Here is a 19,238-nt window from a genome sequence, read left to right as displayed (position 1 = left end):
GTAAACTAGAGTCTTGTAAAAGAAAAAGAAAAACTTATTTATGGATACAATTATTGTACAACCTATTCAGGCAAATCAGCGAACAGTTATAGTAGATATTTTACGTGGATGGGCGCTTCTCGGTGTAGTATTGGGCAACTATAGCGACTTTTTTGGTTTTGGTAAAACCTTTGTTCATCCTCCGGAATTGATATCAACGGTATTAGAATATTTTAATTTTTATTTTTTTGCTGCAAAATCCTGGACCCTGCTCAGTGTTTTGTTTGGTTACGGCTTTGCCATTGTAATGAATAATGTTGCTACAAAAGGCAACAATCCAGTCTTATTTTTTTTAAAACGGATGTTCTGGCTCTTTGTAATTGCTTTTATCAACTCTTCCTTTTGGTTTGGCGATATCCTGAAAGACTATGCATTGCTGGGGCTCCTGCTATTATTTTTTCATCGCTGCACAGCCAAAACTGCCTTTAGGCTGAGCATAATCCTGATAGTGATCGTACCTTTTTTAGCAGCTTATCTTACTTATCTGAATCTATATGACGTTGAAAAGGCTTTTAACAGCCATGTCTTGCCCCTCTTTTATAGCCATAACTGGTTAGACGTTTTTTTGATGAACCTGAAAGGCACTTATTACACAGAGATGTTGAGTCCATCATATGCCATCATTGCCAGAATGGTCATGTTTGCCTGTATGTTATTGGGCTTTAGCGCACAGCGTATCAATTTCTTTGACAGGCTGGCTGAGTTTAAAAAACAGCTAAAAACAATATTCTGGCTTTGCCTGGCTCTTGCTATTTTGTTAAACGCAGGATTACTTTATGCGCTGAGCTTAAAGTTTCAGTTTACTTATTTCAAACCCCGCTACCTGATTATTTTAAGTACCATGCTAACCATTGCTTCGGGCATATGCCTGTTATATATTAACGGGAAGCTAAAAGGATTTTTTCATAACCTTCAAGCCATGGGAAAAATGACACTGACCAATTATATCGTACAAAATGTAATTGCAGCTTTCCTGTTTTTAAATATCGGCCTGGGGATTTTTAATACCATGCCTTTTTGGTTTTACATAGGTATTGCCCTTGTGATTTACATCCTTCAGCTGTTCTTTAGCAAATGGTGGCTCACCTATTACAACTATGGCCCTATAGAATGGATATGGAGACAATTGACTTATGGCAAACGCCTGCCTATCAAAAAGAAGGTTCCCTCCTAACAGACGGTCCTGCTTTTTAATACTGCCGTTATATTATCAAGCAGGTTCTTTTCAGAAAAAGGTTTTAATACGACCCCATTCATACCGGCCTGAAGATACTTATCCCTGTCTTCTTTTAAAACATTAGCCGTTAGCGCCAGTATAGGAATATCGGCTTTTTCCCTTTCGTGATATAACCTGATCAGCATAGACAATTCAACACCATTCATTTCGGGCATTTCAACATCACTGAGTACCAGGTCATAATTATTATTTTCAAAAAGCAGGTAGGCCTCTTTCCCATCACTGGCAGTATCAAAAGTGATCTTCCACTTTTTGAGAATCGTGGTTAACAACAATATGTTCAAGCTATTATCTTCAGCAATTAAAATGTGTTTTCCATTAAGATCGTGATGCAAAAGTGTATGATCTGCCTGTTCATTTTTTCTGCAACTATCTTCATCACTGATCTCAAAAGGCAAATGGAAACTAAAAAGGGAACCTTTACCAAGTTCACTGGACACACTAATAGTCCCTCCCTGCAGTTCAACAATTTTTTTGGAGATCGCCAGGCCTAAACCTGTGCCTTTTTGAGACGAAACCTGCTGCGCAGAGGCCACCTGTGCAAATTCACTGAATACCAATGGAATGTTTTCTTTGGTGATACCTATCCCACTATCCCGAACCTGTACATGCAACACTTTGAATCCGTCCTCACCTGCAGTAACTGAAGCCGTCAGTTTTACTTTACCTTTTGCCGTAAATTTTACCGCATTACTCAACAAGTTAAGCACTACCTGTTTTAACCTGAAGCAATCACCGCTCAAACAAAGACCTTTATCCAGATTTAATTCCATCTCCAGCTGAATACCTTTCTTTTCTGCTTGTGGGCTTAAGCTGTTACAAACTTCTTCCAAAGTGGCATATACGAGAAATGGAACGGGATCAAAATTCATCTTACCTGTCTCAAATTTTGAGAAATCCAATATTTCATTGACCACCTCCAGCAACAATTTAGAGGAACTGCTGATGGCATTCATTTGTTCTTTTTGACTTTCATTCAGCGGACTTTGACTAAGCTGTTCTGAAAAACCGATGACAGAATTTAAAGGCGTACGGATCTCATGGCTCATACTAGCCAGAAAAGCACTCTTGGAAAGGGCATATTGTTCAGCATTTTCACCATAGCTGATAATATGCTGTTCATTCCTGAAAATTTTCCAGACGTTATATAAAATAATCAACACCATAGCCAATAAAAAAAGGAAAATCAAACTGGATAATCTTCTAAATTTGAATACCACATCCTGCAGACCATTGTTCAACTCACTTTTCCTCGTATTAATCTGGATTTGTTCTGTGAGTTTATGCTGGTTTAAGCCGGCAATAATTTGAGTGATCAGCCTGTTATTGATCTTTAACATTTCCTGCTCAGCCAATTTGAGATCATTATTCACCTTAAGTAACTGCTGATAATTTTTTTGATAGCTGCTTGCTACCGCAGGAACAGCAGGTACGGTCTCTACCCTGGTGATGATATGTTTTTCAACAACCGTAGGAGATTTTTTTCGCTCCAATTCACTTCGATGCAGGGAATCAGATTTTTTAGAAGAAAAGGCAGCAAAAATTCTTCCGAAAAACTTTTTCTTGGGTGCAGGTTTAATCACAGATTTAACCGTATCAATCTTAACTTCAGTGCTCACCCTGCTACGAATACGTGCCGTCAGGGGTTGTTTACGCTTTTCAACAACAATGTTTATTCTTCCTGCGGAGGTTAATAAACTGTCTGATAAGAGCTTAAGCTTGGTATAGTTTTCAGTTTGCCGGGTTTTTTCAACGATTAAATGGTTGACTTTAATTTCTTTTAATGCAGACCTGTTATTATCATCCAATCTATTGATGGCACGGTCCACAAACTTTATCTCGTTAGCAAATTGGTTGAAATATTTATCATCGGCAGTCAGGGTATATAAACGGCTGCTATTATCGGCGCTATAAAGATTAATCAAACAACTGTCAATCATTGCTGTGCTTTCCCTGGCCAGGATCATCTGATCAACATTATAGCGCACGCGTTCTGTTTTCCTATAATATAAGTACAAACTAAAAGCAGTAGTGAATAAAATAACGATCAGGGAAACAATTAATGCGTAACGTATGATTGGAGTCTTTCTAACAGCTGAATTCATATAAGCACCTGGTTTTAAATACGGAACGCCCTTTTTTGGGGAAATAGGTATAATATTACTCAAATTACCACACCACAAAAGGATCAAGGAAAATGCCAGTAAACAGCGAGGCTCTAAAAAATAAGAGTTTAAACGATTATTTTAATTAAGACAGTGTTTTACGATAACATATATAAATAAGATATGTTTTAAAAAGAAGGTAACATGATGTGCAATTTAATCAGCACTTTAGTTCCCACATCATAAAAATTTAGCTGAACCTTTAGCCTAAAATATAATATCTTTATAAAATGACTAACATCAGGATATTTCTCTTTGCGGCCATATTTTTCAATTTATACCTGGGCACAACCAATGCCCAGCAATTATATAAAGATGGGAATAACAGCTGGAACCCAGATTCACTAGGCAATCAGCGTGCAGTAGTACAGGTATTGAAAAGCAGTGGAGCAGCAAGGATTACACTCAACTGGCGCAGACATGATCTTCACAGTGATGATGAGATTATTATCATCGCAGCCAAAGATAACCACCGCATTTTCAACATAAAAACAGAAAAGCTATCCCGGGAAACAGCTACCCTTTTATTTGAACCCAGCTCCGGACCGGGATTATATTATATCTATTATCTGCCTTATCAGCTAAAGGCAAGCGCAAATTATCCCCAGGCAGTATATCTTAAAAAACAGGAAACAGCATCAAAAACCTGGCTGGACCACATCAGCCATCCTACAAGCGCACAATTCAGGTATTTTGAATCCGTTAATGCCATGAACAGCGTTTATCCGATGGAGGTAATTGCTACCCAGGCTGAAGTAAAAAACCTGCTGAACAGTCATAAAGGTAAGACTTATCTGGTTTTCCCTGAAGACCGTATGCACCCCGTAAAAATGAAACACGACCTTCCGCAGCGCTGGATAAAAAAAGGGCTTTTATTATCCTTTAGCGACGCAGCAGACAGAGGAGAAAATTTTAGCTTTCAGCTGGGCATTTATCCTTTTGTTAATGACCTGCAGCAAGTAAGTGTAACATTCAGTGATTTAAAAGATCAGGCGGGCCATACAATTTCTTCCAGATTGATATCCTGCCTCAACACCACAGGCACAGGCTACGATCAATCTCCTTTAAACAAGGTGGTGAACATCAAAAAAGAAGACGTCCAACCACTCTGGTGCCTTGTGAATATCCCCAAAGAAACTAAAGCGGCAATATACACAGGCACAGCAACCGTTCATTCCGCAAATGCCGCTTCGACAACAGTGAAAATTTCATTGCGCATCAATCAGCAACAGAAAAAAAATGGAGGAATCGATGAACCATGGAAACAAACCCGCTTAACCTGGCTGAACTCCAAACTGGCACAGCAGAACGATGTAATTAAACCTTATCTGCCGCTGGAATTAAACGACCACACCATCAGCCTGCTGGGTAGAAAGATCCTCATCAATCCAAGCGGATTTCCTGATCAGATCCAGACGTTCTTTAGCCCTGAAATGACCAGCCTTTCGGCCACTCCCAAGAATATTTTAGTGGAGGCAATCCATTTTCACGTGATCAGCTCCGCTACCCATAAGGACATCCGCTTTACCAATACCGGTATCACGTTTACAGAGAAACAACCGGGAACAATGAAATGGAGCGCAGTGAATACCTCCGATGCATTAACAATGAAGATTGACGCCGCACTGGAATTTGATGGTTTCATGTCTTATACTGTCAAAATAATAGCCCTGCAGGATGTGAAACTGGATGATATTAAATTACATATCCCCTTTACCAAAGCAGCATCCAAATACCTGATGGGCCTTGGTTATAAAGGCGGCTATCGTGCAGATACCGTAAACTGGAAATGGAATGTAGCTAAAAAGAACCAGGACGGCGCATGGATAGGCGACGTAAATGCCGGCCTTCAATATTCCCTGAGGGATGAAAAATATGTACGCCCGCTGAACACCAATTTTTATCTTCAAAAACCGCTGGTACTGCCCACGTCATGGGGCAATAATGGCAAAGGAGGCATCACGATTATGGAAAAAGGAAAGTCCATCCTTTCCGAGAACTATAGCGGGGAACGGGAAATGAAAAAGGGAGATACCTTATATTATAACTTTAATCTACTGATCACACCTTTTCATACCATCAACACCGATTTTCAATGGTCAAACCGTTTTTACCATAAATACAATAACCTGGATACCATTAAAGCCACAGGAGCAACGATAGTGAACATTCACCATGCCACTCCTATCAATCCTTATATCAATTATCCTTTTATTACCCATCGTGAAATGAAAGCTTATATTGACGAAGCACACCAAAAAGGCCTGAAGGTTAAAATTTACAATACCGTACGTGAGGTATCAAACAGCGCCTATGAAACTTTCCCGCTACGCAGCCTGGGACATGAGATTTATTCGACCGGCAAAGGCGGCGGTTATTCCTGGTTACAGGAACACTTGGAAGACGATTATATTGCCGCATGGTATGTCCCGGAAATTAAAGACGCTGCTATTGTAAACAGCGGCATGAGCCGCTGGCATAATTATTATGTGGAAGGAATGAACTGGCTGGTACAAAATGTAGGTATTGACGGTATCTATCTCGATGATGTAGCCTTCGACCGGATAACCATGAAACGCATTAAAAGAATACTTACACAGGATGGTCACCCGGGAATCATTGATTTGCATTCTGCCAACCAATACAATAAGAATGATGGTTTTAACAACAGTGCAAACCTTTACATGGAACACTTCCCCTACCTGAACCGTTTATGGTTTGGTGAAGAGTTTGATTACGAAAAGAACGGCCCCGATTTCTTCTTAACTGAAATATCAGGCATTCCATTTGGCCTGATGGGAGAAATGTTGCAAAACGGAGGTAATCCATGGCGCGGTATGCTCTATGGCATGACCAACCGTATGCCCTGGAGCGATAATGCAGATCCAAGGCCTATCTGGAAAACCTGGGATAATTTTGGTATCCAGGGTAGCCATATGATTGGCTATTGGGTAGATAATAATCCGGTAAAAACAGACAACCCGGCTGTATTGGCAACAATTTATAAAAAAGACAAAAAGGTATTGGTTTCTATAGCCAGCTGGGCAAAAGAAGATACAGACATTAAATTATCGATTGACTGGCTGGCGCTTGGGATCAATAAAGAAAAAGCGCTGATCACCGCACCAGAAATAAAAAATTTCCAGTCGGCTGCAGTTTTTAAAGACGGACAGGAAATTAATGTACCTGCAGGAAAAGGCTGGTTACTGATTATTCAGTAACCAGTAATAGTATTTTTAATTCTTTTTAGGCCTTACATTACCTATAACCAATTCATCTTCAAAAATATAAATTGTACGGGAATTAAATGGCCATTCAGGTTTTGCTTTTGCATTTTCCAGTTTAATAAAATCCTTCGCTTCATCCAATGTACTGATCGTATTCAGCTTACCAAAAGGCAGCAATACATAGTCATCATACATTCCGCTAAATTGCTCTTCATGTCCCGGTTCAACGTAGCCTATTGTTATCATAATCTTATTTTCTTAATTGTTTGGTAATATACCGATTCAAAAAGCAACAAACGATGTTATACATAATAATACCATAGTCATACCATACCCAATTTGAGTCAAATAATACCCAATAAATTCCCATATTAATTGCTTTTAAAAGAATTATCACTACATTTAAACATGCAACGCAAGACGATCACCGTTTCTAATATAAAAATTTCTTACCTGATTAAAAATGAAACAGCGTTAAACACTATATTTTTTATACATGGCAACTCTATTTCCTCCAGAACATGGATGAAACAGCTTGAAAGCCCTTTATTTAAAGATTACCGGTTAATTGCTTTTGATCTTCCTGCTCATGGAGATTCACAGGCTTCTCCACAGCCGGAAGATGATTATTCCATGCCAGGCCTGGCCATTGTAATGACACTTGCCGTAGCCGCTTTAGTTGGCGATTCACCTTATATTTTGTCGGGGGTTTCTTTAGGATCAAACATCGTTGCAGAGATGCTCCATTTTAATATTGAGCCTGATGGCATTGTGCTTGCCGGAACCAGTGTAATTGGCAGAAAGTACACGATCGATAAATTTGCCAAACCAGATACCCACACTTTCGTTGCGTTAACTGATCAATCTAAGGAAGATGACGTCCGGACTTTCGCTGCCCAGGAGATGCTAACTAATAATGAAAATGATGTAGAAGAATTTGTTGAAGATTATTACCGGGTAAAATTCCCTTTCAGATCTTACCTGAACAGCAGTATTAAGCAAAAACATTATAGTGATGAAATTTTACTGTTACAGCATGTAAAAAACCCCATTCTAATGATTTTTGGTAAAGACGAACAAATAGTTGACCCAAATTATCTGGACAATGCCATATTGAATATATGGAATGACCATATCATTAAAATACCCGGCGCCAGCCACCTGGTAAATGTAGATCAGCCAGATGCATTTAATTCTGTGATGGCAGATTACGCCGAGGAAATGTTTAAATAAGCTTATATTTTTGCAATTATCCCTTACCCTCCAATCCTTTTAAAGAAATATTCCGTATATAACACAAATATTTGACACAAAGACATTTACAATTTAGGAATATCTTTATTTTTATAATAAAATTTATACGCAATACATTCAATATGGAAGAAATTACCATCCGGGAGGTTGACTTAAAAGAAAGAGAATGTATGTTTCAGATTTTTAACCTCAGGGTAACCTGCAGACAGGATAAGGGCATCATTACACGAGAGAAGTACCCCTTTGGCTGGATGGATGAAATGGATGCCTATTCCAGGCATTTTGCCGCTTTTCATGGAGAAGATATTATTGCCGCAGGAAGGCTTACTTTATTTGACAACATCTCATTTCATCCATACTACCCTATCATTGAACACCTGGTTCCACCGTCTTTAAAAAACAAACCTATAGCCCACCTTTCCAGAGATCAGGTTTGTTCCAATTACCGCGGAAATGGCTTAAGAAAAGACCTGCTTTTTACCAGGGAAATGATTTGCCGTGAACGTCAGATAGAAGATCTGGTGATTGATATCGAGGCCCCGGGAAATCAGCAAGCCAACTTTTGCAAAAACGGCTATAAAGATCTCGGGCCATTTACCATCGATAAAATCCACTGGGGCATCAGTTCAGGACTGCTCATGCATAAAATACTGCACTAAATAATCTCACTGCGGATAGCGAAACTAACCAGTGCAGTGGCGTTGGGCATATTGCTTTTATCCTGCATACTGCGGCGATGGTTAACAACGGTATTTTCACTGATATTGAGTTTATTGGCAATCATTTTACTACTCAACCCATCAGCCATCCATAATAAAACCTCCTTTTCCCTTTTAGAGAATAACTTATCTTCTTCATTCAGGTAAAAAATCTGTTTAAATACAGCCTTATTTTCAATTAAGCCATAAGCATCTACTTTATCTACGGTTTGCACCACAGAATTTCCATTTTTATGGTGATCAATATTCATTAGTATCCCCATGCTAAAAAGAGGGTTCCCTATCTCATCCGAAAGGAAACAATTGCGCTGTAAGAAGTTTTCAAATTTCCCCTCTTTATTTTTAATACAGAGGTTATAAGTAAACACATAATTCTGATGCTCCTGGGGTTTGATATTTTTTAAGATCTGCAGCCTGCCAGGGAAAATTTCACTGTCGAACACCTGAAAATGATCAGGATGATAGATTTCCAACAGGTGATGGATACCTCCTTTTAAGAAGAGATCTGCCTTATAACCAGCGAAATTTTCAGACATATTGATGTACGTTCCCCGCTGATAATCCAATAAATAAACAAAGGGAATACTATGCAGCAAAAACGAATGAGCAAAATCGTTTGCATTAAAAAAATCATCAAAACCGGTGAGTTCCAATTTTTCCTTTTCCCCCGTTTTGTCCTTTAACCTATGGAGGTAGTTTAACCAGCTGTTTTTGTTTTTTGAGAGCGTTTTAGTCATGATAGTCAGACGTTTACACATAAATATAACAAAAATGTTATATAAAAAATGACAACAAATAACTATTTTATTTTTAAGAAATACTGGTTAGATAACACGAAATATTGTTCGTGCAAACATTTATTTGACTCAAATACATCTTTTTAATAGGCAATTGAGTATATTACTGTATTACTGGAACTAAAAGATAATCTTATGAAAAATCTAATTCATCCGATCATTATTCTCATTTCTATTGTAACATTAATCACCGGCGTAACCCAGATCCTGGCCCCTGCATTTTTACTTAGATTATTAGGCGCCGAGGTCAGTTTAGCGACCATACAAATTTTTGGTATTATCGGTATGTTCATTGCCATATTTGGGGGCATGCTCATACACGCCAATTTGACTTCTTCCTTTGATTCGAGGGCCATATTATGGTCGTCTTTTCAAAAATTCGGCGCTTCGATAGCTATTTTTGCCAGTATCTGTACCGGTCTGTTTGCACCAATAGCCGCATTAGCTGGTGCATTTGAGCTGATATCCGGGCTTTTTTTCCTGTATTACCTTGGGCTGCATAAAAAAGGCCTGGCCTGAACAGCGGATCTGAAGTATTTATCGACTGCTGTTGTTTTTTCGATAAATCTTTCCTAGCTTCATTTAAAACAATTTAGGACCACATGAAATTGTTAAAAAACAAAAATAACCATATGAAAAAACTATTGATCATGATGTTGCTGGCTGTAATGGCCTTCACTACTACAGGAACTTTCGCGCAAACTAAAAAAGACGGCACTAAAGACATGCGGTATAAAGCGAACAAGCAGGTACTGAAAAAAGATGGTACGCCTGATATGCGCTATAAAGCCAATAAGACGGTAACAAAGTCCACTGCAAAAACTACGGTAGTGAAGAAAACCGCACCGGTTAAGAAAAAATAATTCAACTAACACTATCAATTAAGAAGCCCCGGTTATGCGGGGCTTTTTTTGTTTAACCGCTTTATTTTGGCCTCTTCCCTTTTAAAATGTTAAATCTGTTAAATTAGCAGAATATGTGAGCCAGGTATAACAACATATAGGCAAGTATTTACGTTATTTGCTCAGAAATAAATATCAGGATGGAATTAAACCATTATGAGCTTTAACCCTCCAATAGAATGAAAATCGTCATCGTTTAATCATCAAAGATAAGCCTGATGGCTGGAAACAACACACATAAAAAAGACACACCACACAAATGAAATCATTAAAATATCTCGCCGTTTTTTTATTCTTCTCTATCATTACCTTAACCGCCGCTGCACAGGATGCCGTTGTCATTGAAGATGGCAATTTCATTAGAGGAACTATACAGGGGACGGATTTTATTTCTGTAAGCATCAAAACCGATGACGGTGAGGTGAAGCTGTTTAATGCGAAGGATATCAAGCAGTTTTTATGGAATGGAGAAACGTATTATAGCATGCCCTTCGTGATTCATAAAAAACAGGATTTCCGTTTTTTTAAACTGGTAGAAGGCGGTGCCATTAATTTATATTCTATGGGCGGACATGCCGGGCCTGAACAGCCAAAACGCAGCCGCGTACGCGTAATGCCCTCTATAGGTCTGGGTATTGGCACAGGAGGTTTTGGAAGCGGCATTGGTTTTGGCGGAGGCCTCAGTTTTGTAACCGGAGGGGGAAGAAGGAATGATCAGCCACAACAGGACAGACATGCCTTATATTATATTGAAAAACCAGGTTTCGGCGATATGCAGGAAATTACTCCTGATCCTTATAATTCTGACGCCAACTATAACTACATTAAAACTACCCTGTTAGACAAAATGTCTGACGATAATGACCTGGTAAACCGTATTCAGCATATGGACAACTTTGACGTTAAAGCCATTCAATCACTTATTGAGGCGTATAACGGTGTACACCAGCAATAAGTTCAGGTTATGATCTGCAAAACGAGGTTTATTCTTTGCTTTGCAGATCAAACACTTCATGCATCAATCCCTTTAAATTCTGATATAACCTTTGATACAGGCCAAAATAGGTCTGATAGTGCTGATGATTTTCTTCATCTGGCAGGATAGTAGTTTCTTCCCCCTTGACTGGTAAAGGATAAACGGCCGAAAGACCAATAGCTTTAACCGCAAGATAAGCTGCACCTACTGCCGAAGCATCTTCTGCTGTGGCTAATACAAGCTTTTTCCCTGTAATATCTGCCATGATCTGCAGCCATGGTTTAGAAGAAACAAATCCCCCGCTTACATTTAACTGTGTGACAGGCTGCCCGGAGGCTGTCAGCGCTTGTAATACATCATTTAGGGCAAAACAGATACCTTCTATTACAGCCCTGGTAAAGTGAGGCTGATGGTGGGTTAACCTGAGGCCAAAAAAAGTACCGCAGCTCCCTGAATCCCATATCGGCGCCCGCTCCCCCTGCAAATAAGGCAGAAATATCAAACCCTCAGCCCCGGGCGTAATCGTTTCTATACGGCTTAGGGCAGCGGAGAAATCCTCTCCGGTCAGTTCTTCTTTTCCCAGCATGTTCTTCAAATGCCATTTCAGCGCAATACCTCCATTATTTACAGGTCCTCCGTTGATAAAAATATCTTCATCCAGACGGTAACTGAAGGTCATTGCTTTTTCGTTAAAAACAGCCTTATCACTGGCCACACGTAATGCGCCGCTGGTGCCAATGGTCAATGCGGCTATGCCCGGTGTGATTGCCCCGGTACCCAGATTGGCCATACAGCCATCGCTCGCACCTATTACAAAAGGGGTTCCCTGTTCCAGGAAAGGAAGGGACGAACCCGAATATTTTTTGACATAAGCTGTAGACACTAAAGTTGATAGCTGAGCAGCAGTAATTCCTGCGGCAGTTAATGCTTCGAGACTCCAGTTTAAAGTTTCTACTTCCATCAATCCGGTACAGGAAGCGATGGAATGATCAATTTCAAAAGTACCGAACAGACGGTACCAGATATATTCTTTAATAGAGATGAACTTGTGTACCGTTTTAAAAAATTCAGGCTGGTTTTCCCTGATCCAGATGATTTTGCACAAAGGCGACATCGAATGGACAGGCGTACCTGTAGTTTTGTACAGGTCCATACCCAATGAACCAGCAAGTAACCGGTCGGCTATGCCCGAACTCCGGCTGTCTGCCCAGGTCATCATCGGTGCCAGGGCATTACAGTATTCATCCACGGGAATCACGCTGTGCATAGCACTGCTTAAACCAATGGCCTGCGGGTTTGATTGCAGCTTCAGCACGATCGCCTGTATACATTGCTGAAAGGCCAGCCAGATCAGTTCAGGATTTTGTTCACTATAACCAGGATGCGGGATATCAGTGGGATAAAAATTCTGGCTGCTATCAAAAGCCAGGTGATCTGCGCCAACGGCTACTGCCTTGGTGCTTCCGGTACCGATATCAATTCCAAGGATATAATTCATCTTTATGCTGTTAGTCAAGTTGATTAAAATTCTTCCACGTAATCCAGGTCTTTGGAGAAGGTGTCTTTCATCCTGCTCAGCGCCAGATAGGCAACGGTAAAACAGATCATTGCAACGGTAGCTCCTGAGTAAATTACGGAGCCATTAAATCCATGTTTAAGCAACTGGAAAAGTAAGGTTAAAGGTACTACGGCCCCACGTACAAAGTTTGGAACGGTGGTGGTTACGGTAGCCCTGATATTGGTACCAAATTGTTCGGTGGCAATGGTCATAAAAATTACCCAGTATCCGCAGGTAACCCCTATGATACCACACAGCCAGTAAAAATGCTGCAAGCTCAGGCCATGCAGGGTAAAATAAACAACTACAGCAATAGCTGAAATGGTAAGGTACAGGTACATCACTTTGACACGGCTTTTTAACCACTGGCTTAACAGCCCGCCCAGGATATCGCCTGTTGCGATTCCGCCATAAGCCCAGGCAATTGCTGCCCCCGCACTTACATCTCCCTGTACGCCCAATGCTTTACCAAACTCTGGTGAAAAAGTAATCAGCACCCCTACTACAAACCACAGTGGAATGCCGATCAGGATACACCGTAAATATCTGTTTAAAGTAACTTTATTTTTAAACAGGGCAAGGAAATTACCCCTGTTGGAAGCATCTTTAGATTCGCTGAACATGCCGGATTCGGCAACACCTATACGCAGTAAAAGCAAAACCAGTCCTAAACCACCCCCAATATAAAACGAAGTACGCCATTCAAAAGCTTCGGCAACGTTGTAGGCCACCAATGCCCCAAATACACCTATACCGGTGATCATTGTAGTAGCATAACCTCTTTTATTCTTTGGCATCAGCTCTGCTACCAGAGTAACACCTGCCCCAAGCTCCCCTGCAAGGCCCAGGCCGGCTATAAAACGCCACAGGGAATAAGCCCCTACAGAATGCACAAAACCATTGGCAATATTAGCAATAGAATAGATAAATATAGAGCCGAATAATACAGATAGACGGCCTTTTTTATCGCCCAGCATTCCCCAGAATATACCGCCGATCAGTAAGCCCATCATTTGAATGTTGAGCAGCATAATGCCCGTATCGGTAAGCTGTGTACCGGTAAGGCCTAGTGATTTTAAACTCGGAACACGAACGATACTGAATAACAGTAGATCGTAAATGTCTACAAAATAGCCTAAGGATGCAACCAGGATAGCTGCGGCCAGTGCTGATTTGGAATATTTGGATGGTGCCATTAATTGATATTTGAATTTTTGAAGCCGCAAATGTAGTAAAGTTAAATTTTCTTAATTAACCTTCTTTAACATTTCTGTTTGAAAACTTCAAATATCTTTGTTACATAGTCATTCTCCTAAAAAACAGAAAATATAGCAAAATATCTACTAGAACAAATACGATAGCAGCTATGAATGTTAATGATCATTTAATTTGGGAACATCAGCAGCATTGCCAGATCTCTTTACAGCTGGCTGCAGAAGAACTTTTTAATTCCCTGGACGAAAGACTCTCCCCAAAGATTTTCCTGATTGGGATATTGGTTAAACCAGACAGGGAACGCCCGGCAATTGTACTGGAATGCCCGGACGATGAATATACAGTTAAGGATTTTATTTCCGTTAAGGCCCTTTCCCTGCAGTACAACCTCCAGATCCAGCAGGAACAGCCGCCTGCCGACAATGATAATATGGGTCATTTAAATATGACCTATACTACTGAAGTACAAAAAACACTGCGCAGCCATGTAAATGGAAAAGACAATGAGAATTTCATCTCTTTCCCGGTATATATTGAGGGTTACCTGGTCTATGTAGTGACAGAATTGAATAAAAGGGTTCTGAATACCTATTATTACCTGACCAAAGACAGGCATTCGTCCGGGCAAAAGCTAAGCCGCTCTTTTATAGAAAGTGTGATCAACGTTTTTCTGGATGCCAGTGCAAATGCGCTGACCGCAAAATCACAATCGGACTTTAATGTTCTGAACAAGAGCAGGGATGAACTGGTGAGTAAGGCAGGGCATCATTTTATGACCACCATTTCTATGGCCGGACAGAACCCGAATGGACTACACGTTTTATTTGATGCCTGTAATACCATTTCTTCGTTAAAGTATGAAGGTGCCGAAGGATTTGGAAAAATGGTGATTGCCCATAAAGACCATCAAAACGTGAAAATTACGATGGAACTGGAAAAGCCTATTCATATCAAAGATTTCAGAAAAGTACGTAAGTTCCTGGAACTGGCAGATAACAAACAGCTGATCCTTTGCGATTCGGCACTGATCTATGGCCTTTGCCAGCTGACAGGTAAATATAACCACCATGATGAGTCGCTCTTTATTGTTAATTTCACTAAACATTTTCATTGGGAAGTAGTGCACCATGAGAACATCATGATCGCCGTGGCTTTCAGGATGCCCGACCTTTACAATGAGAAAATCAGCAGGGAAAAGTTCTATTCCAACCTGAAAAGATTATTCACCGGAATTGATAAGAGCAGGCTGAATACGCTGTGGGATATTACCATAGAAGCCACCAAACAAAAACATGGGACTATCCTGGCTATCTCTTCTGAAGCCAACAAAGAGGCAGTGAGATTAAGCAGCCAGTGTTTTAAAATTAAACCGATCAGGATTAATAAGGATATTATTCACCAGATCACATCTATCGACGGTGCTGTATTGATTGATACCGACTGCACCTGCCACGCTATAGGGGTAATCCTGGATGGTATCGCAACAGAAAACGGGGATTCTTCTAGGGGTGCAAGGTATAATTCTGCCGTAAGATATTATGAGTATATGGAGAATAAAGCCCAGACCGTGCTGGTGGTTATTTCTGAAGATGGCATTATCGATCTGATCCCCGATCTTAAACCACAGGTGAAACACTCTGTAATCATACGCCATATCAGGGCTTTAACCAGCCTTTCTCAGGCAGATAAGTTTTTAAGAAGAAACTTTAACCGCCTGATGGAATTTTTTCAGGAGAACGATTTCTATTTGACACCGAAAGAATGCGCCAGTGTGAATAAGCTCCGCAGGACGCTTGAGTTTAAGTATAAAGATGATGATGACGGCGTAAAAATGATCTGGAATAACCTGGTGCCCGACAGAAATATGCATTCAGGATATTACCTGAAAGAATGATAGGCTAAGAAATATTTTTCCGGGGATTAAATATACTAAAACAATATGTTTATTTTGCCCTATGAAATCTTCAGCCGGAAAAACTTATATTTTATCTGCAGCGATATCCATGCTGTCTTTTGGTGCTTTTGCACAACGCTCTGCGACACAAAAAGCAGATTCAGCATATGTGCGCGACCACTATACCAAGATGGAAAAAATGATCCCTATGCGGGATGGGATAAAATTATCTACGATCATCTATATACCGAAGGATGATACTAAAAAATATCCGATCCTGTTTGACCGTACGCCTTACAGTGCCGGGCCATATGGAGAAAACGAGTATAAACTGAGCTTAGGCCCCTCCATGCTTTTTGCAAGGGAAGGTTATATTTTTGTTTACCAGGATGTGAGGGGAAGGTATCTTTCTGAAGGAAAGTTTGTTGCAACCCGCCCCTATATCCCCCATAAAAAGAATAAAACTGATATCGATGAAAGCTCTGACAGTTATGATACCATCGACTGGCTGGTCAAAAATATTCCGCATAACAATGGAAATGTAGGTACATGGGGCATCTCTGCTCCTGGTTTCTATACCACCATGACAACAATTGACGCCCATCCTGCTTTAAAAGCAGCTTCACCGCAAGCACCGGTTACAGATTGGTTTATGGGCGATGACAGACACCATAACGGTGCATTTTTTCTGATGGGAACGTTCTCTTTTTTGTCTTATTATGGTGCACCGAGGCCAGTGCCTACACCAGAAAGCTCCCCTTCTTTTTCTGCTTATGGTACACCCAATGCTTATGAGTTCTATAAAAATCTGGGACCACTGAAGAATGCGAATGAAAAATACTTTAAAGGCGAAAATGAGATCTGGAATGAAATGATGGACAATGAGTCTTACAGTTCTTTCTGGCAATCCCGTACCCCTGTTCCTTATCTCAAAAATATTAAGCCGGCAGTAATGACCGTAGGCGGGTTATTTGATCAGGAAGATCTCTATGGGCCGTTAAAAACCTTTGGTGCCATTGAAAAGAATAAGCCAAAATCCCCGAATTACCTGGTGATGGGCCCATGGATACATGGCGGCTGGACAAGGGGAGATAATGATGCCCTGGGGAATATTCGTTTTCATTCTGCTACAGGACCTTATTTCCGCGAGCAGATTGAACTTGCCTTTTTTAACCATTATCTGAAAGGTACTACAGACCCTCAATTGCCTAAAGCTACCATATTTGAAACAGGTTCCAACCAGTGGAAGAAATATTCTGCCTGGCCACCCGTGGAAGCACAGGAGAAAAATCTGTATTTCCATGCCAATGGAAAGCTGTCTTTTGAAGCCCCAGCAGCAGCAGGAGATAGCTTTGATGAATTTATCAGTGACCCGAACAAACCCGTTCCCTATACCAAGGAGATCAGGATAGACAGGGGCAGTGATTTTATGTATGAGGATCAGCGTTTTGCCGCTACAAGACCTGATGTTTTGGTCTACCAGACTGAAGTGCTGGATAATGATGTAACCATCGCAGGTAACCTGCTGGCAGATCTTTTTGTATCCACTACGGGTACGGATGCTGATTTTGTGGTGAAGCTGATTGACGTTTATCCTGGTGATGCACCAAATGACAGCCCTATAGCGGGTACAAAGATGGGTGGTTTCCAACTGATGGTACGCGGAGAAGTGATGCGTTCAAAATTCAGAAAAAGCTTTTCCGCTCCCGAAGCGATGGTTCCGGGAGAAGTGACAGAAGTTAAATTTGATATGCAGGATGCCTCACATTGTTTTAAGAAAGGCCATAAGATCATGGTGCAGGTACAAAGCTCATGGTTTCCACTGGTAGACCGCAACCCACAAAAGTTTGTAGATATTTATAAAGCTACAGAAGCCGATTTCCAAAAAGCTACCCACAGGGTATATTTTAAGACCAATGAGGCCTCACACCTTAAACTCAGTGTAATTAAAGCCGATTAAAATACTTCGGCTTCCCAGCTACGCTCCCAGCTCTGGCCTGGCGATAAAGAATTTATTCCCTCTTTATCGCTAAGCTGCTGATCGTGAAAAATACCATCAGCTATGCCGCACCAGGGTTCCAGACATACAAAGTCTGCATCTTTAGCTGCCCATATCCCAAAAAACGGAAATCCGCTGAAGCGGAATTGTAATCCATGCTCGTTTTTGGTATTCCTTAACGTAATGGATTCACTTTTCAGTTGCTTAAATACCAGGGCATCGTTATAAAAAAGCGAATGTTTTAAAGGTAATTTACCCTGGTCCAGATGCAGGCTATCAGTTTGATCGCTGATCAGGTTATTATCAATTTTATGGTAAATTACCGATTGGTCTACCGCGAAATCCAGATAACAGTCTTCATAGGTAGTATCAGGAGTTAGCGGAGCTGCAAAAGCCGGATGGCCGCCTATAGAAAATAAAAGATCTTTATTTCCGGGATTCCCCACTTCATAGGTGCAGGATACTGAAGCGCCAAATATTTTGTAGCGCAAACTCAGCTTAAACTCAAAAGGATAAACCTTTAAAGTATCAGGACTGCTCCAAAGCGTGAATAACAATTCTTCTTCACTCACCTGCTGAACCTCAAAATCATGGTCCCTGGCAAAACCATGGCGGGAAAGATGGTATTCTTTTCCCTCCACATAGTAAGTATCGTCTTTAAGTCCGCCTACAATAGGAAAAAGTACAGGGCTGTGTTTACCCCAGATTGCCGGATCGCCTTTCCATAGATAATCGAGCCCTGTGCTTTTACTTTTAATACTTGTTAATTCAGCACCTTTCTCTGCAAAAGTTACGCTGATATGTTCGTTTTCCAGTGAGATCATGTGCTGAATCCAGGATTAAAATTATACGGCTTGTTTGTTTAATAACCTGTCTATTCTTTTTACTACATAGTCCAGGTCGAAAGGTTTACTGATATAATCATCAGCAGAAGCTATTACACTTTTTTCTTTACTGCCAGGATTGGCCGACATTACGATAACCGGGATATGTTTGGTAAACATATCGGATTTTAAATCATCACAGATTTCAATTCCATTACCATCAGGCAGCATTACATCAATGATAAACAAGTCAGGCAAAGCATCATTCAGCTTACTTTTCAGTTCTGCAAAAGTAGAAGAGAGTTGTAATTCGTATCCTTCGTCCTTTAACAAAAATTCAATGATGTATCTAATATCCTGATCGTCTTCTAAAACATGTATTCTTTTCTTCATAATTATTTTATGGTGAATATTAAAATCTCATTGTGTGTG

General features: G+C 40.4%; 16 protein-coding genes. 9 read left to right on the top strand and 7 right to left on the bottom strand.

The genetic code is table 11. The features are described from left to right. Positions 1–40 precede the first annotated feature (40 nt). Positions 41–1,213 carry a DUF418 domain-containing protein gene (locus GSQ84_RS23170; RefSeq protein ID WP_158799761.1) on the top strand — a complete coding sequence of 391 codons (1,173 nt, stop codon included), beginning with the start codon at positions 41–43 and terminating at the stop codon, positions 1,211–1,213. On the opposite strand, the gene GSQ84_RS23165 is transcribed toward GSQ84_RS23170, so the two are convergent. Further along, entirely contained in the window at positions 1,210–3,381 is a 2,172-nt protein-coding gene (locus GSQ84_RS23165) for an ATP-binding protein (RefSeq protein ID WP_158799760.1), read from the bottom strand. The two genes, GSQ84_RS23170 and GSQ84_RS23165, sit on opposite strands and share 4 nt — an antisense overlap. 290 nt (positions 3,382–3,671) lie before the next feature. Between GSQ84_RS23165 and GSQ84_RS23160 the strand changes: the two genes are divergently transcribed. Beyond that, positions 3,672–6,662, top strand: coding sequence for a glycoside hydrolase domain-containing protein (locus GSQ84_RS23160; protein ID WP_158799759.1), 2,991 nt, complete (start codon positions 3,672–3,674; stop codon positions 6,660–6,662). A gap of 15 nt (positions 6,663–6,677) precedes the next feature. On the opposite strand, the gene GSQ84_RS23155 is transcribed toward GSQ84_RS23160, so the two are convergent. After that, complete coding sequence (locus GSQ84_RS23155) at positions 6,678–6,914, bottom strand: hypothetical protein (RefSeq protein ID WP_158799758.1); 237 nt, start codon at positions 6,912–6,914, stop codon at positions 6,678–6,680. A 162-nt stretch (positions 6,915–7,076) separates the two neighbouring features. Between GSQ84_RS23155 and GSQ84_RS23150 the strand changes: the two genes are divergently transcribed. Together GSQ84_RS23150 and GSQ84_RS23145 are read left to right on the top strand one after the other, a co-directional pair. After that, the gene (locus GSQ84_RS23150; protein WP_158799757.1) at positions 7,077–7,901 is read left to right on the top strand and encodes an alpha/beta fold hydrolase; all 825 of its coding nucleotides are present in this window, start codon (positions 7,077–7,079) and stop codon (positions 7,899–7,901) included. Between the two features lie 143 nt (positions 7,902–8,044). Continuing rightward, positions 8,045–8,581: a hypothetical protein gene (locus tag GSQ84_RS23145; RefSeq protein ID WP_158799756.1), complete on the top strand. Its 537-nt coding sequence runs from the start codon at positions 8,045–8,047 to the stop codon at positions 8,579–8,581. Here the strand turns inward: GSQ84_RS23145 and GSQ84_RS23140 are convergent. Then, the gene (locus GSQ84_RS23140) at positions 8,578–9,378 is read right to left on the bottom strand and encodes a response regulator transcription factor (RefSeq protein WP_158799755.1); all 801 of its coding nucleotides are present in this window, start codon (positions 9,376–9,378) and stop codon (positions 8,578–8,580) included. The genes GSQ84_RS23145 and GSQ84_RS23140 overlap by 4 nt on opposite strands. Before the next feature lie 195 nt (positions 9,379–9,573). On the opposite strand from GSQ84_RS23140, the gene GSQ84_RS23135 reads away from it, so the two are divergent. From GSQ84_RS23135 to GSQ84_RS23125, 3 genes are all read left to right on the top strand, one after another. Continuing rightward, positions 9,574–9,957, top strand: coding sequence for a patatin (locus GSQ84_RS23135; RefSeq protein ID WP_158799754.1), 384 nt, complete (start codon positions 9,574–9,576; stop codon positions 9,955–9,957). Positions 9,958–10,070: 113 nt separating this feature from the next. Further along, the gene (locus GSQ84_RS23130) at positions 10,071–10,301 is read left to right on the top strand and encodes a hypothetical protein (RefSeq protein ID WP_158799753.1); all 231 of its coding nucleotides are present in this window, start codon (positions 10,071–10,073) and stop codon (positions 10,299–10,301) included. Positions 10,302–10,599: 298 nt separating this feature from the next. Beyond that, entirely contained in the window at positions 10,600–11,295 is a 696-nt protein-coding gene (locus tag GSQ84_RS23125) for a hypothetical protein (RefSeq protein WP_158799752.1), read from the top strand. A 28-nt stretch (positions 11,296–11,323) separates the two neighbouring features. On the opposite strand, the gene GSQ84_RS23120 is transcribed toward GSQ84_RS23125, so the two are convergent. After that, positions 11,324–12,814, bottom strand: coding sequence for a gluconokinase (locus GSQ84_RS23120; protein ID WP_158799751.1), 1,491 nt, complete (start codon positions 12,812–12,814; stop codon positions 11,324–11,326). 23 nt (positions 12,815–12,837) lie between these two features. Beyond that, positions 12,838–14,070, bottom strand: coding sequence for an MFS transporter (locus GSQ84_RS23115; RefSeq protein ID WP_158799750.1), 1,233 nt, complete (start codon positions 14,068–14,070; stop codon positions 12,838–12,840). 170 nt (positions 14,071–14,240) lie between these two features. Between GSQ84_RS23115 and GSQ84_RS23110 the strand changes: the two genes are divergently transcribed. Both GSQ84_RS23110 and GSQ84_RS23105 read left to right on the top strand, forming a co-directional pair. Further along, the gene (locus GSQ84_RS23110; RefSeq protein ID WP_216849020.1) at positions 14,241–15,983 is read left to right on the top strand and encodes a DNA integrity scanning protein DisA nucleotide-binding domain protein; all 1,743 of its coding nucleotides are present in this window, start codon (positions 14,241–14,243) and stop codon (positions 15,981–15,983) included. Positions 15,984–16,044: 61 nt separating this feature from the next. Then, the gene (locus GSQ84_RS23105) at positions 16,045–17,943 is read left to right on the top strand and encodes a CocE/NonD family hydrolase (protein WP_158799749.1); all 1,899 of its coding nucleotides are present in this window, start codon (positions 16,045–16,047) and stop codon (positions 17,941–17,943) included. Here GSQ84_RS23105 and GSQ84_RS23100 read toward each other — a convergent pair. Together GSQ84_RS23100 and GSQ84_RS23095 are read right to left on the bottom strand one after the other, a co-directional pair. Beyond that, a complete protein-coding gene (locus tag GSQ84_RS23100; protein WP_158799748.1) occupies positions 17,940–18,806 on the bottom strand; it encodes an aldose 1-epimerase family protein in 867 nt (288 codons plus the stop codon). The two genes, GSQ84_RS23105 and GSQ84_RS23100, sit on opposite strands and share 4 nt — an antisense overlap. Positions 18,807–18,827: 21 nt before the next feature. Next, positions 18,828–19,199, bottom strand: a complete 372-nt coding sequence (locus GSQ84_RS23095; protein ID WP_158799747.1) for a response regulator transcription factor — start codon at positions 19,197–19,199, stop codon at positions 18,828–18,830. Between the last annotated feature and the right edge of the window lie 39 nt (positions 19,200–19,238).

Source organism: Pedobacter sp. L105 (assembly GCF_009765875.1).
Classification (GTDB): Bacteria; Bacteroidota; Bacteroidia; order Sphingobacteriales; family Sphingobacteriaceae; genus Pedobacter.
This window is presented reverse-complemented; position numbering and strand designations above follow the sequence as displayed.

Excerpts from the sequence above, each read along its gene's own strand:
- GSQ84_RS23110 (WP_216849020.1), top strand. The coding sequence starts at position 14,241 with ATGAATGTTAATGATCATTTAATTTGGGAACATCAGCAGCATTGCCAG.
- GSQ84_RS23135 (WP_158799754.1), top strand. The coding sequence starts at position 9,574 with ATGAAAAATCTAATTCATCCGATCATTATTCTCATTTCTATTGTAACA.
- GSQ84_RS23095 (WP_158799747.1), bottom strand. The coding sequence starts at position 19,199 with ATGAAGAAAAGAATACATGTTTTAGAAGACGATCAGGATATTAGATAC.
- GSQ84_RS23120 (WP_158799751.1), bottom strand. The coding sequence starts at position 12,814 with ATGAATTATATCCTTGGAATTGATATCGGTACCGGAAGCACCAAGGCA.
- GSQ84_RS23170 (WP_158799761.1), top strand. The coding sequence starts at position 41 with ATGGATACAATTATTGTACAACCTATTCAGGCAAATCAGCGAACAGTT.
- GSQ84_RS23145 (WP_158799756.1), top strand. The coding sequence starts at position 8,045 with ATGGAAGAAATTACCATCCGGGAGGTTGACTTAAAAGAAAGAGAATGT.
- GSQ84_RS23100 (WP_158799748.1), bottom strand. The coding sequence starts at position 18,806 with ATGATCTCACTGGAAAACGAACATATCAGCGTAACTTTTGCAGAGAAA.
- GSQ84_RS23115 (WP_158799750.1), bottom strand. The coding sequence starts at position 14,070 with ATGGCACCATCCAAATATTCCAAATCAGCACTGGCCGCAGCTATCCTG.
- GSQ84_RS23150 (WP_158799757.1), top strand. The coding sequence starts at position 7,077 with ATGCAACGCAAGACGATCACCGTTTCTAATATAAAAATTTCTTACCTG.
- GSQ84_RS23140 (WP_158799755.1), bottom strand. The coding sequence starts at position 9,378 with ATGACTAAAACGCTCTCAAAAAACAAAAACAGCTGGTTAAACTACCTC.
- GSQ84_RS23155 (WP_158799758.1), bottom strand. The coding sequence starts at position 6,914 with ATGATAACAATAGGCTACGTTGAACCGGGACATGAAGAGCAATTTAGC.
- GSQ84_RS23130 (WP_158799753.1), top strand. The coding sequence starts at position 10,071 with ATGAAAAAACTATTGATCATGATGTTGCTGGCTGTAATGGCCTTCACT.
- GSQ84_RS23125 (WP_158799752.1), top strand. The coding sequence starts at position 10,600 with ATGAAATCATTAAAATATCTCGCCGTTTTTTTATTCTTCTCTATCATT.
- GSQ84_RS23165 (WP_158799760.1), bottom strand. The coding sequence starts at position 3,381 with ATGAATTCAGCTGTTAGAAAGACTCCAATCATACGTTACGCATTAATT.
- GSQ84_RS23160 (WP_158799759.1), top strand. The coding sequence starts at position 3,672 with ATGACTAACATCAGGATATTTCTCTTTGCGGCCATATTTTTCAATTTA.
- GSQ84_RS23105 (WP_158799749.1), top strand. The coding sequence starts at position 16,045 with ATGAAATCTTCAGCCGGAAAAACTTATATTTTATCTGCAGCGATATCC.